This window comes from Saccharomonospora amisosensis, assembly GCF_011761185.1.
Classification (GTDB): Bacteria; Actinomycetota; Actinomycetes; order Mycobacteriales; family Pseudonocardiaceae; genus Saccharomonospora_A; species Saccharomonospora_A amisosensis.
The window spans coordinates 1,691,764-1,703,233 of record NZ_JAAOYM010000001.1 but is presented as its reverse complement, the minus strand read 5'-3'; the positions used below and the strand labels follow the sequence as shown (position 1 = coordinate 1,703,233).

16 protein-coding genes are annotated in these 11,470 nt (G+C 67.9%); 5 read left to right on the top strand and 11 right to left on the bottom strand.

Translation table 11 applies throughout. The features are described 5' to 3' along the window. Window positions 1-145 precede the first annotated feature (145 nt). Both FHU38_RS27230 and FHU38_RS27225 read right to left on the bottom strand, forming a co-directional pair. Window positions 146-310, bottom strand: coding sequence for a hypothetical protein (locus FHU38_RS27230; RefSeq protein WP_243852751.1), 165 nt, complete (start codon window positions 308-310; stop codon window positions 146-148). Further along, entirely contained in the window at window positions 253-447 is a 195-nt protein-coding gene (locus FHU38_RS27225; protein WP_313886698.1) for an alpha/beta fold hydrolase, read from the bottom strand. Before FHU38_RS27225 ends, FHU38_RS27230 begins: the two co-directional genes overlap by 58 nt. A 136-nt stretch (window positions 448-583) precedes the next feature. Here FHU38_RS27225 and FHU38_RS08260 point away from each other — a divergent pair, with 136 nt between their 5' ends. Continuing rightward, window positions 584-1,111 carry a CGNR zinc finger domain-containing protein gene (locus FHU38_RS08260; protein WP_167168471.1) on the top strand — a complete coding sequence of 176 codons (528 nt, stop codon included), beginning with the start codon at window positions 584-586 and terminating at the stop codon, window positions 1,109-1,111. Here FHU38_RS08260 and FHU38_RS08255 read toward each other — a convergent pair. From FHU38_RS08255 to FHU38_RS08220, 8 genes are all read right to left on the bottom strand, one after another. Continuing rightward, a complete protein-coding gene (locus FHU38_RS08255) occupies window positions 1,094-1,534 on the bottom strand; it encodes an aconitase X swivel domain-containing protein (RefSeq protein ID WP_167168468.1) in 441 nt (146 codons plus the stop codon). The two genes, FHU38_RS08260 and FHU38_RS08255, sit on opposite strands and share 18 nt — an antisense overlap. Next, window positions 1,531-2,811 (bottom strand): aconitase X, encoded by a 1,281-nt coding sequence (locus FHU38_RS08250; protein WP_167168464.1) that lies wholly within the window; start codon window positions 2,809-2,811, stop codon window positions 1,531-1,533. Before FHU38_RS08250 ends, FHU38_RS08255 begins: the two co-directional genes overlap by 4 nt. A gap of 70 nt (window positions 2,812-2,881) precedes the next feature. After that, window positions 2,882-3,832 (bottom strand): LysR family transcriptional regulator, encoded by a 951-nt coding sequence (locus tag FHU38_RS08245; RefSeq protein WP_167168461.1) that lies wholly within the window; start codon window positions 3,830-3,832, stop codon window positions 2,882-2,884. 74 nt (window positions 3,833-3,906) lie between these two features. Further along, window positions 3,907-4,752, bottom strand: a complete 846-nt coding sequence (locus FHU38_RS08240; RefSeq protein ID WP_208415599.1) for an SDR family NAD(P)-dependent oxidoreductase — start codon at window positions 4,750-4,752, stop codon at window positions 3,907-3,909. Beyond that, complete coding sequence (locus FHU38_RS08235) at window positions 4,749-5,591, bottom strand: SDR family NAD(P)-dependent oxidoreductase (RefSeq protein ID WP_243852214.1); 843 nt, start codon at window positions 5,589-5,591, stop codon at window positions 4,749-4,751. The genes FHU38_RS08240 and FHU38_RS08235 overlap by 4 nt, the downstream gene beginning before the upstream one ends. Beyond that, on the bottom strand, window positions 5,588-5,818 hold the full coding sequence (locus FHU38_RS08230) for a hypothetical protein (RefSeq protein WP_167168455.1): 231 nt from the start codon (window positions 5,816-5,818) through the stop codon (window positions 5,588-5,590). Before FHU38_RS08230 ends, FHU38_RS08235 begins: the two co-directional genes overlap by 4 nt. Next, window positions 5,818-6,858 (bottom strand): hypothetical protein, encoded by a 1,041-nt coding sequence (locus tag FHU38_RS08225; protein ID WP_167168452.1) that lies wholly within the window; start codon window positions 6,856-6,858, stop codon window positions 5,818-5,820. The genes FHU38_RS08230 and FHU38_RS08225 overlap by 1 nt, the downstream gene beginning before the upstream one ends. Beyond that, window positions 6,855-7,394 carry a UGSC family (seleno)protein gene (locus tag FHU38_RS08220; protein WP_167168449.1) on the bottom strand — a complete coding sequence of 180 codons (540 nt, stop codon included), beginning with the start codon at window positions 7,392-7,394 and terminating at the stop codon, window positions 6,855-6,857. The genes FHU38_RS08225 and FHU38_RS08220 overlap by 4 nt, the downstream gene beginning before the upstream one ends. A gap of 140 nt (window positions 7,395-7,534) precedes the next feature. Here FHU38_RS08220 and FHU38_RS08215 point away from each other — a divergent pair, with 140 nt between their 5' ends. Further along, window positions 7,535-8,017: a hypothetical protein gene (locus tag FHU38_RS08215; RefSeq protein ID WP_167168446.1), complete on the top strand. Its 483-nt coding sequence runs from the start codon at window positions 7,535-7,537 to the stop codon at window positions 8,015-8,017. Window positions 8,018-8,047: 30 nt separating this feature from the next. On the opposite strand, the gene FHU38_RS27690 is transcribed toward FHU38_RS08215, so the two are convergent. Then, window positions 8,048-8,371 carry an STAS domain-containing protein gene (locus FHU38_RS27690; RefSeq protein ID WP_313886697.1) on the bottom strand — a complete coding sequence of 108 codons (324 nt, stop codon included), beginning with the start codon at window positions 8,369-8,371 and terminating at the stop codon, window positions 8,048-8,050. Between the two features lie 638 nt (window positions 8,372-9,009). Here FHU38_RS27690 and FHU38_RS08205 point away from each other — a divergent pair. From FHU38_RS08205 to FHU38_RS08195, 3 genes are all read left to right on the top strand, one after another. Further along, window positions 9,010-9,801, top strand: coding sequence for a SigB/SigF/SigG family RNA polymerase sigma factor (locus FHU38_RS08205; protein WP_167168441.1), 792 nt, complete (start codon window positions 9,010-9,012; stop codon window positions 9,799-9,801). A 71-nt stretch (window positions 9,802-9,872) separates the two neighbouring features. Continuing rightward, the gene (locus FHU38_RS08200) at window positions 9,873-10,433 is read left to right on the top strand and encodes a 2Fe-2S iron-sulfur cluster-binding protein (RefSeq protein ID WP_167168438.1); all 561 of its coding nucleotides are present in this window, start codon (window positions 9,873-9,875) and stop codon (window positions 10,431-10,433) included. Continuing rightward, window positions 10,430-11,422 carry an FAD binding domain-containing protein gene (locus FHU38_RS08195; protein WP_167168435.1) on the top strand — a complete coding sequence of 331 codons (993 nt, stop codon included), beginning with the start codon at window positions 10,430-10,432 and terminating at the stop codon, window positions 11,420-11,422. Before FHU38_RS08200 ends, FHU38_RS08195 begins: the two co-directional genes overlap by 4 nt. The last annotated feature ends 48 nt before the right edge of the window (window positions 11,423-11,470 follow it).

The following is an 11,470-nucleotide window of genomic DNA, read 5'->3' as shown; positions in this document are numbered from 1 at the left end:
ACCGGGGATGCGCGCGGCGAGTTCGCGGCCACGCTGCGCGGGCAGGAGCGTGTCCTCGCTGCCCAGCGCACCAGCACCGGGAGGTTCAGCCCGGGGGCAGCTGCGGCTCGATCTCCTCGGTGTGCCGCTGGTCGGCCTGAGCGATCTACCGGTAGCAGGCGGCCTGCCCCTCGCTGCCAAGCCACGGCCGCGCCAGCGCGTCCAGCACCGTCGGTGTTCCGTGGGAGCTGACCGTGCTCACGTACTCGCGCACTAGCGCGGCCTGCAGGTCGGACGGCAGCTCCTCAAAGGTGTCCGTGTGCCGCGCCACCACACATCCTGCGCCGCCTGCTGCTGCGGCCGGCCGTATCCGGGCATGTCCCAGACATACACCTGGTACCGGTGGGACAGTGCTCGCAGCAAGTCGCGCCAGGCGAACGACGAGAAGGTGCCGTGCAGCAGAACCACGGGTGGTCCCGCGCCGACACGGTCCCACCGGACCACACCCCGAGGGCGTTTCGTGTGTCCGCGACAATGTCCAGTCGTCGTGCACAGCACCCCTCCCCGTTACCACCTAAAGATATCAATCGGTAACGTAGTGAATATGTCTTTCTCAAGGACCGATGCGCCGGGGGAGCTGCGTGCACTGGAACGGTTCTGCAACTCCGCGCGCCTTCTGTCCACCGAGGACGCGTTGATCACGCCGGCGAGTGCTGGCGAGTGGTTGCGAGCACAAGGCATCGAAGTGGGCGAGCTCAGCCGCAAGGAACACGAGCAGGTCGTCGGCCTGCGGGAGACGATCCGCGACCATCTCGGCGGCGAGGACCGCGTCGCCGAACTGAACCGGCTCGCCAAGACCATGCTCGCAGGCCCGCGATGGGCGCCCGACGGGGAACCGGTGCTGCCAGCCAAGCGCGCGGGCGCCCTCGACACCTACCTGGGTTCGCTGCTGGCGCTGGTGTTCGCGGCGGGCCTCACCGGCGAGCTCGAGCGCCTCAAGACCTGCCGAAATCCCGACTGCCGCTGGGTGTTCTACGACCGCTCCCCCGCCCGCAACAGCGTCTGGTGCAGCATGGACATCTGCGGCGCCCGGCACAAGATGCGCACCTACCGCTCACGGCTGGCCCGCTGAGTCGACCGGTTCGGCAGCTCGCTTGATCTCGACGATGCCGTTGTCGGCGTCGATGCGTACCCAGTCACCGGTGTTGATGGCCTCGACCGGGTCGCGGTCCAGGTCGGTGACCGTTGGCACCCGGGTGACGACCGCACCCAGGGCGGCCTTCGTCGTGGTGACCGTGAAGATCATGCCGACCGGCGCGGTGCCGAGCAGCCGCGTCGTCTGGAAGAACCCCGACCAACCGGAAGAGCCCTTCGCGCCGGGGAACACCAGGATCTTGCCGGTGAAGCACACGCCGTGCAGTTCGTGCCTTCGCTCGATGATCGTGCCCTTGGCCGGGTCGATGCCGCCCCAGCCGGAGATGGTCTCGTGGGAGACCAGCGCCTCGCCTTCGACCACGCCCCCGACAACTCTTCTGCCATGCAACACGAGCGTCATCGCAGCTCACCAGCCCAGCGCCCGGTGAAAGCCGCCTCGACGCAGTCCTCCAACGTGCCGAACCACGCCTCGATACCAAGGATGGCGGGCAGGTAGTGCGCCTGCTTCGCGGAGTCGGTGGCGAACACCCTCGTTCCCGGTGGTGCCGACCTGGACATCGCCGGACAGGAATCGGTGAGGACGCGGCCGCCCGCCCGCTCGATGACCTCGGTGTAGCCGCTTCGGTCGGCGATCGCCCGCAACGCCCTCGGAACCATGATCCACAGCTGGGTCGCCGAGTGCAGCCTGCGGCCCTCGAGCGCTCTCGCCACCGCGCGCACCTGATCGATCGAAGCGTGCGGGCAGCCGAGCAGCACGAAATCCACGTCGGCGCTGTCGCCCTGGGAGTTCAGCGCCTCGTACACGTGGCGGCGTTCGCGATGGCCGTAGCCGACGGCCTCCGGTACCGGCCGGGAACCGAACGCCGCCTCGGTCGTGGGCGCCTCCGGTGTGATGCCGGGGAGGTGGAACAGCTCGACACCGCCCGACGACGCCGCGGCGGCGCCGAAGTGCTTCAGATCTGCCAGCTCGGGCACACCGATGTCCCCGACCACCACTGGGCGTTCCTCCTGGACGAGGTCCCCGACGAAGTAGCCCAGCATGCCCCAGTCAAGGAAGTCCCGCACCGGCAACCGCACGTCGACAAGATGGCTGCCGTACCGGTTGTGGTCGAGGTGGTTGCCCCAGCACGGAACCTTGCCGGTCAGCGAGGCCGCACCGGTGGAGGCGGTGCCTTCGCAGTTGGTGCGCGCGCCGAACACCGAGTTGGCGTAGACGACCGCCGAGGACTCCATCCATGCGACGTGCTCCCCGCGCACCGGCAGGTTGCCCACCTGGTACGGCGTGCAGGTCGCCAGGATGTTGACCCCTCTGCGGCCGTAGAACGACTCGGCGTCGCCCTGCAACTCCACAAAGGTCTTCGGGTACGGTGCGACCCCCACCGAGTCCTCGCCAAAGCCCTGCTGCAGCTGACAGGTCGGTACTCGCATCGGCGGTATCTCGATGTCGTCGTCGCAGTCGAGGTTGATCACCGCGAACGCCTTGTCCCAGCCTCCCTCGGCCACCAGCCTGGCCTTCGCGGGAGAGGGCTGGGTCATCGTCCCCGCGACGTTGCGGACGTCGCACAGCCGATCGGCGTCCAGCGCCTCGCCGTAGCGCACGAGCAGATCCATCGCCGCCGCGACGGCGGGCCCTTCCGCGCCGCCCAGCATCGCCCGCTCGTCGTCGGTGAGTCTCATCCTGTCGACACTAGGCAAGCAGCCGCCGGGCACGGAAATAAAGCTTTCGGCTGCGTGGTATCAACGCGGGTTATGGTGCGGGCAGCCGCTCGGCCGCCCGCGACACGGTGTCCCGCAGCCACCGGTGAGCAGGGTCGGCCTCGTAGTTGCTGTGCCACCACAGTTTCTCGACGATGGGCTCGGGATCACCGGGACACTCCAGAATCCGAAGGCCCAGTCGTGGCGCCACGGTCGCGGCGAGCCGCTCCTGGATCAGCGCCACCCGGTCGGTGCCCGCCACAAGGGATGGCACCGCCTGATAACTCTCCACCCGCACCGCGACGTGTGGCCGGATGCCGAACAGGGTCAACTGCCTGCTCAGCGGCGCGGCAGGCGGGTAGCCGTCACTGTCGTGGAACGGCGCCACCCACGGCAAGGAGGCCAGCTGCTCCAGCGTCGGCCTGTTCGCGCGCAGCAGCCTGTTGCCCTCCGACACCACGCACACCCACCGGTCACGGAACAGTTCCACCGACCTCAGGCCGGACAGCCGGAAACGGCTCGCGGGCGGGGCCACCATGCCATCGATGAGATGGATCGTGTCGGCGACGTCGGAGGCCAGCGACTCCCGCGCCATCCGCAGGTGCAGCCGCACGCCAGGTGCCTCCCGGGCGACCAGGCGCACGAGTTCGGTGCCCATCACCGCGATCGTGTAGTCGGCGACCAGCAGGGTGAATTCCCGCTGCGAGCTGAGCGGATCGAAATGGGTGCCGGTGGCGAACAGCCGTTCCGCCTTGGAGCACACGATCTCCACCTGCTCGGCGAGTTGCGCTGCCAGCGGTGAGAGCGTGTAGCCACCCTTGCCACGCACCAGCAACTCGTCGCCGAAGTGCCTGCGAAGGCGCGACAGCGCGGCGCTGGCGGCGGGCTGGGTGACGCCGACCCGCTCCGCCGCGCGCGTCACGTTGCGCTCACGGATCAGCTCGCGCAACATCACGAGCAGGTTCAGGTCCAGGTTCGCCAAGTGCGCGGGCCCGCTCACCATCGCGAGTCCCCCGCTCCCGCCCGCGAGTGGTGCGCCGACTCCGCGCGGATCACGGTCACCGGATCTGCCATCCGCTACGCGGGTCTGGGCAGCGGGAACGGCTGCATACCCCCACCGTCCAGCGAAAGGGTCTGCCCGGTCACATAGCCGGCATCCTCCGAAGCCAGGTACCGCACCGCCGCCGCGATATCCTCCGGCCTGCCCGCGCGGCCAACCGGGATGGCGCGTCCGCGCTTGTCCAGCTCCGCCTGTTCGTCCAGGTCCGGGTCCGGGTTGAGAATAGCCCTGCTCGTGCCCACCAGACCGGGGCACACCGCGTTCACGGTCACGCCCCATGCGGCCACGTCCATCGCCAACGCCCTGGTGAACCCGATCACGCCTGCCTTGGACGCCGAATACGCGGTCGAGCGGGGAGCGGCAACCATGCCCGCCATCGAGGAGATGTTCACGATCCGGCCCCATCGCTGCCGCCGCATGTGGGGTACGGCGAACCGCGACATCAGGTACGTGCCACGCAGATTGATCCGCAGCACCTGATCCCATACCTCGATGGGGATCTCCTCGATGTCGTCGCGGTCCTTGCCCTGCGGCGCGGCGGCGTTGTTGACGAGGATGTCGAGCCTGCCGTGTCGCTCGACGGCCTCGCCGACCATCCGGGAGGCGTCGGCTTCCTCACCGATGTCGCCGACCACGCTGGACGCGACACCACCTTCCCGCCCGATGAGTTCCACCAGGCTGTCCACCCCGCGCCAGTCACCCGAATCGGTTCCCATCAGCTCCTGCCGCAGGTTCGGCACCCCGGCGGGCAACCGGTCGGCGACAACCACCGCCACCCCCTGGCCCGCGAGCATGCGTGCGATCGCCTGCCCCATGCCGTTCCGCTTGCCGCACCCAGTCACCAACGCCACCCTGCCGGTCACGAGCGGGCCGCCTCTGCGGACCGGCTCGGCATACCCGCCCGGTGCGGCCCACCACCGTTGACGTCGAGAATGCTGCCCGACACCCACCTCGCACGGTCGCTGGCGAGGAACAACACCGCGTAGGCGATGTCCCAGCTCGTTCCCTCCGTCTGCAAAGCCACACCCTTTCTGCGCATCTCGCGCGCCTCCGGCGGCATGTCCCTGGCTGCCATCGACGTCCAGATCGCGCCCACCCGCACGCAGTTGACGCGAATACCGCTCGGCCCGAGCGTCGAGGCCGCGCCATGGGTGAAGTACTCCACGCCCGCCTTGCCCACGCCGTACACGCTGCCCGGCCCCGGCGAGGTCACCGCGGCCGAGGACACGTTGACGATCGCGCCGCCCGACATCGCGGGCACCACGTGCCTGGTCATCAACCAGGCTGTTTTCAGGTTGAGGTCCATCAACTCGTCCCAACGCCGCGGCGACACATCGAAAAGGCCGGCGCGGTCGCCGACGGCCGCGTTGTTGACCAACGTGTCCACCTCGCCGAACGCCTCGACGACCGCCGCGACCGCTCGTTCACAGTCTTCATCGCGTGTCAGGTCGGCCTCGACCACCAGCCCCTCACCACCGGCGTCCTCGATCGCCGAAACGGTGCGTTTGGCCGCCTCCGGGTCACGGTCCACGACGGCCACGCGGGCGCCGTGGCGGGCCAGTACGAGACCGGTCGCGTAGCCGACACCTCCCGCCTGCCCGGACAGCCCACCGCCCGTCACGATGGCGGTTCGGTCTCGCATCCACAGCGGACCGGCATCGGAATGTGGATCGGTCAGCAGGTCCGCGTCGATGCCGGTCATCCCTCGTGCTCCGGGTAGACCAGGTCGATCGCGGACTCGGGAACCTTGAGCTGCTTGTGCAGGATTCCCCGCAGCACGGGCTCAGGTGCGAGGCAGTCGGCGCACGCCTGCGGGTCGGCCACCGAGATTCGCACATCCACCCGGTCGCCGTGCTCGGTCGCCTCCAGCCGGTACCCGTCGGTCGCAAGCATGTCCTGCATGGCCTTCAGCCCACTCGGGTCAATCATCACCGCTGCCTTTCCACGACAATCGCCTCGCCGGACCACACCCCGAACACCCGCACCACCATCGACATCGCCGCGTTACGCGAGCCTGCGACCAGTACGGGCACCTGCCGCCGCGACGGCAGGATCCGGTCGAACACCGCATCGTCCTCAGCCGAGTCGTCCGCGTGCCGGACACCGTTGTCGCCGGTCCCGTTTTTGCCCGCCCGCCGCAGGTCCGCTCTGCTGCGCCCGCAGTGCTCGACGAACCAGTCCTGGACGTCTGTCCTGCTGTAGCCCGCCTTCGCCAGCAGCTGGGCGTGTTCGGGCCCGAACACCACGCCTGCCGAGGTGTCCGCGAAGATCAGCGAGCCGGTCCGCGAGATCGTGTCGGCGAAGTCCCACAGGATCTGCTCGGGATCTTGCGTGTGACGGTTGTCCACGAACTCGCAGGTGCGCAGCAGCATCGCCGAGACCGCGCTCGTGTCAGCCGGCAGCCCGGCTGTGACCGCCAACGGTTCCCACGGGCTTTCCTCCTCGTTCTCTGCGAGGCAGATCGACCACCTGCCCGGGAGCCCCTGCGTCGCCTGTTCGAGCACGCCGGGCTGGATCCCGTAGCAGTTGCGCACGATCAACCCGATAGCCCTCGCGACGGTCGCGTTCGGGCGAAAGCCCGGCCCGAACACGCCTCCCCCGCTGTTGAACCCGAGTTCGGAGCGAATCGGGCCGTTGACCACGATCATCGGCGCGGGGCCGCTTGTGCTCTGCCAGCCACCGCCGCTCGCCGCGCGGTCGCGCGTGAGCGCCTCCCACGCGGCAAGCACGACCGGGAAGTACTCGGGTCGGCAACCCGCCATCGCGGCGTTGATCGCCGCGAGCTCGACGGTGACCTCCCGATCGAACTGCTCGCTGCGCCCGATCACCTGTTCCGGCGCACGAGCGGTCGTGGCGAGAAACGCGTCGAGAAGGGGCTGGGAGACGGGCACCACGGGCAGCCCGTCCGACCAGCCCTTGTCGTAGCAGTACTCGATGGCTTCCTGTGCCACATCGGGGTCGGGATTCACAAGGCCTCTCCGGTGAGAATGGCGACGACGTCCGGCAGCGCCTCCTCCGCGCGCTTGCGAACCTCGTCGGCGGTGAGTACGGCAACGGGGTGAGCCGTGGTGGTGTAGCGATACCCGCTGGCACCCTTGAGTTCGGCCATCGCGTCGGCGGTGACGGCGAACGCGTCGCTGCACACGACGGCGGCCGGGATGCCGTGCCGCTCGAACGCGATGCCGTCGGCGACAGCGGACGCGCTGCACGAACCGCAGTCGCCCACACCCGTGATGAGCACGTCGCAGAGCCCGGCCAGTTCCTCCAACTCCTCGTCGGGGATGGGAAGCGCGAAGGCCGACTTCGTGCGCCGCACGAAGTTCGCGACACCGTGCCGCTCGGACAGCAGGTTGCCCAACTCGTCGAGGAAGAGGGCCGCGTTCTGCTTGGTGTTCTCCAACAGGCCCACGGTCGCACCGCGTAGCGCGACGCGGGGTGAGGCGAGCACAGCCTCCTGCGCGGTGCGTGTGGTGCCGCCGGTCGGGTCGAGAATCGTGTTCACCATCGGATCTCCCTGAAATGAGCACGCCACGGATGTCGTCGCCCGCGAGCAGTCATGGTCGTTTGGCCTCCCGCGACCGGTAGCGGCCGGTGACCGGATCGGCTGATCCTGAGCTGCCGGAACGGCCCCCGTGACGTGGCCGTATGCCCGCCACCGGAACACGCCGCGCACCGGAAGCCACCACCGCACCGCGAACCGGGATCGCTCGTTTCCGGTTCGCGCGCATCTGGGAAAGCCGCCCGCCAACCTTCGATGACCGGGCGCACGCACGCACCGCCGTACCGGCGCCGAACGGACGCCCGCACTTCGCCGTGTTCGGCGTCGCGTGCGAAACCGGCTGCGTTCACACGGAAGAGATCTACCCGCGGCGGCTGCCTGTCGCAGCACCGTTTCCTTCTGCCGGAAAACGCGCTCGCGCCGCAAGCCTGCGGGAAGACTGGGGATCAGCTGATGAGCTGGGCCAAAGCGGTGCGGCGGCTCGCCCCGGCCGTCATGCCGCGGCCGACGGCGATCCCTTCCGCGCGGTGGAAACCGTGGCCGCGCGTCCCGTAGCAGGCACAGCCCCCAGCCACGCCTTCAGTAACGCGGCCAGCCTCCACCGCGTGCGGCAACCAACTGACACCTGAGACTAGATCGATTCAGCGCGCGTCTACAGCTCAGGAGCCGGACAGCGCGGCCTGTTCCGTCGTCACCGCCGCGATCGCCTCCGGCAGGTCCACACAGACGGGCAGGCCTTCGCTCAGGCCGGTGACCGTGAGTGGCCGCAGAACGGCGTGCGGGCAGATCAACGCCCAACTCACCTCGTGTTGGCGGGCTCGGTCCGCGGTGTGCACAAGCACGGACAGCCCGGCCGCCCCGAAGAAACTGGTCCCCGTGAGGTCCAGCACCAGCGAGCGGACCTTGCCCAGTTGCTCGTCGATACAGTGACGCAACGTAGGCGCGGCCACGATGTCTACTTCTCCGGACACGTGAATAACCACGAGCCCTGACCGTAGCTGTTCGAGCCGTATGCCGATTTCCGGCTTCGTGAGGTGTTCCACTTCGTCGCCGCCTTCCGGCCTTGCGGATTCTCGGCGCGGCTGGTTTCTCAACCACCGGATCCGACCGTACGCGCCGTTATCCCTGTGCCGCAAGCACAACGTTCGGGTGAAAAGCCACCAACAAACGACGTCACACACGTCCAATGTAGACAGTATGTGCGGGGTTCGAGCAGTCTTCGATCGAAGAATCCGAGCCCGAGACTGCGGGTGGGCCTGCGCATCGATTCCCGTTGTGTGACGGAGAAAGCGCGATCGGCCCAACCTTCGAGCTACGCCGCTACAGCAACGGCGAATTCTGTTCGCATTTGACCCAAACCGCACCGAAGTCACGCCTTGGAGTCGTACTGCCGACCTGAATGTGTGACACCAAACTTGACGAAACACTCGGAAGAGTGAGACAGCTGTCGGGAGCCGAAACCGGAGTAATGGCCGTCCGCACCGGGAGGACAGGGCCAAGATCCGCTGGCGTACCGACCCGTTCGGGACCCGATATTCCATCGCCTTACAACTCCCTGACGACGCAACGCTCCTGGCAGGCAAGGGTGTGACGAACGCGGGCATGGGGTAGCCCCGCTGCCGTGACGCCCCACGAGCAACCCCGCACGGAGGGGCGCGAGCATCCTGCCGGCTACGAGGATGTCGCGGCACTGTTCGACCACCTCGCCGAACTCGCGCCCAACGACCCGAGGCGGGCTGCCGTGCGCGAGGAAATCATCACACGTTGTCTGCCGCTGGCCGAACACATCGCACGGCGTTTCATCGGCCGCGGCGAACCGCGTGATGATCTGGTGCAGGTCGCCCGACTGGGACTACTCAACGCGATCGACCGGTTCGATACCGATCGAGGCACCGAGTTCGTCGCGTTCGCGGTTCCGACCATCATGGGCGAGGTCCGTCGCCATTTCCGAGACTCGAGCTGGGCCGTGCGCGTCCCCCGGCGATTGAAGGAACTTCACCTTTCGCTCAGCCAAGCCAGCGGCAAGCTCGCGCAACGGCTCGGCAGGGCGCCAACCCCGAGTGAACTCGCCGCTGAACTGGGACTTGCCAACGAAGACGTCTGGGACGGGTTGCTCGCCGGCAACGCCTACCAGTCGGTATCCATGGATGCCGCCTATGACGATGAGGGAACGCTGCCGCTCGCCGAGACCGTCGGCGAGGAAGACGCGGAACTGGAGAATGTCGAGTACCACGAATCGCTCCAGCCGCTGCTGGCAAGCCTGCCCGAGCGCGAACGGCGCGTGCTGATCCTGCGATTCTTCGGAAACATGACACAAACTCAGATCGCGGAGAAGGTGGGCATTTCGCAAATGCACGTCTCCCGCTTGCTCGCCAGGACGCTGGAGTTCTTGCGTGCCCGGCTCACCGAGTAGCCCCGTTTGGCAGCAGCGCCACCCGGGTAAGCCGCTGCCGTCGAACTCCCCGATGTCTGGCGTGGGGTGACATGAAATCCGACATCACCTTGACGGTGGACGGACAGCGATACGCGCTCACCGTGGACAACCGCGTGACACTGCTCGACGCCCTCCGTGACAACCTCGGCGTGACCAGCGCGAAGAAGGGCTGCGACCACGGTCAATGCGGTTCGTGCACCGTGTTGCTCAACGGTAGGCGAGCGACGACCTGTCTCGCCTTCGCCGTGGCACACGACGAAGCCGACATCACCACCAGTGCGGGGCTCGCGCAGGACGGTGACCTACACCCACTCCACCGGGCTTTCATCGACCACGACGCCTTCCAGTGCGGCTACTGCACGCCGGGACAGATCTGCTCGGCCGTCGGCATGCTCGACGAGGCACGGCAAGGCTGGCCGAGCGCCGTGACAGCCGAGGTCACGTCCGCTCCGCCGCTCGATACCGCCGAGATACGCGAGCGAATGAGCGGCAACCTCTGCCGCTGCGGTGCTTGTGTCAACATCGTCGCCGCGATCAGCGAAGTCGCTACGGGCAGGCGACTCGCCGCGTTCCCCTCGGCAGCGGAACCTCGCCAGGAGCGCTGGTCGTGATTCCGTTCGAGTACAAGCAGGCCGAGGACGAGCATACTGCCGTGGCGACGGTCACCGGCAACAGTCGCGCGGCGTTCCTCGGCGGAGGAACGAACCTGGTCGACCACATGAAGCTGGGCATCGCGGCACCCGAGTTGCTCGTCGATGTCACACGACTCCCGCTGGATCGCATCGAATGCCTGCCGGATGGCGGCCTCCGAGTCGGTGCCGCAGTCCGCAACAGTGATCTCGCAGCCGACTCGGCTGTGCGCGAACGCTACCCCGTGCTTACCCAGGCACTGTTGGCGGGAGCCTCCGGCCAGTTACGAAACCTGGCGACCACGGGTGGGAACCTGCTGCAACGAACCCGATGCGTGTACTTCCAGGACACCACCACACCGTGTAACAAGCGTGAGCCAGGGCAGGGCTGTTCAGCATTGGAAGGCCATACGCGCTACCACGCCGTCCTCGGCGCGTCGAAACACTGCGTAGCCGTACATCCGTCCGACATGGCGGTGGCCCTGGCCGCGCTCGATGCCCTCGTGCACGTCCAAGGACCGGACGGCGGGCGTGCGATACCCGCCACCGAACTGCACCGCCTCCCCGGTGAACACCCCGAGTGGGACACGGTGCTGCGTCACGGCGAGCTCATCACCGCAGTCGAGCTGCCGCCGCTACCCTTCGCCACGCGATCCAGGTATCGAAAAGCGCGTGACCGGGCATCCTTTGCGTTCGCACTCGTGTCGGTCGCCGCCGCGCTGGACGTAACGGACGGGATCGTGCGAGGTGCCCGGATCGCCTTCGGCGGGCTCGCACACAAGCCGTGGCGAGCCCGGCTCGCCGAGCAGGCCTTGTTGGGAAGGCCCGCCACTGACGATGAGTTCCGCGCTTCAGCGGAAGCAGAGTTGGCGGATGCCCAGCCGCTGCCCGGTAACGAGTTCAAGCTGCCGATGGCCCGCAACATGCTGGTGGCGACGCTACGGGAACTGTCGGGAGACGATGCACCGTGACGGACCTGCTCCAACCTCACTCCATCGGAGCCGACCACGAGCGGGTCG

Coding starts and splice junctions, on each gene's coding strand:
- FHU38_RS08260 (WP_167168471.1), top strand. CDS start 584: ATGTCTTTCTCAAGGACCGATGCGCCGGGGGAGCTGCGTGCACTGGAA.
- FHU38_RS08255 (WP_167168468.1), bottom strand. CDS start 1,534: ATGACGCTCGTGTTGCATGGCAGAAGAGTTGTCGGGGGCGTGGTCGAA.
- FHU38_RS08250 (WP_167168464.1), bottom strand. CDS start 2,811: ATGAGACTCACCGACGACGAGCGGGCGATGCTGGGCGGCGCGGAAGGG.
- FHU38_RS08245 (WP_167168461.1), bottom strand. CDS start 3,832: ATGGTGAGCGGGCCCGCGCACTTGGCGAACCTGGACCTGAACCTGCTC.
- FHU38_RS08235 (WP_243852214.1), bottom strand. CDS start 5,591: ATGACCGGCATCGACGCGGACCTGCTGACCGATCCACATTCCGATGCC.
- FHU38_RS08230 (WP_167168455.1), bottom strand. CDS start 5,818: ATGATTGACCCGAGTGGGCTGAAGGCCATGCAGGACATGCTTGCGACC.
- FHU38_RS08220 (WP_167168449.1), bottom strand. CDS start 7,394: ATGGTGAACACGATTCTCGACCCGACCGGCGGCACCACACGCACCGCG.
- FHU38_RS08215 (WP_167168446.1), top strand. CDS start 7,535: ATGCCCGCCACCGGAACACGCCGCGCACCGGAAGCCACCACCGCACCG.
- FHU38_RS08200 (WP_167168438.1), top strand. CDS start 9,873: ATGAAATCCGACATCACCTTGACGGTGGACGGACAGCGATACGCGCTC.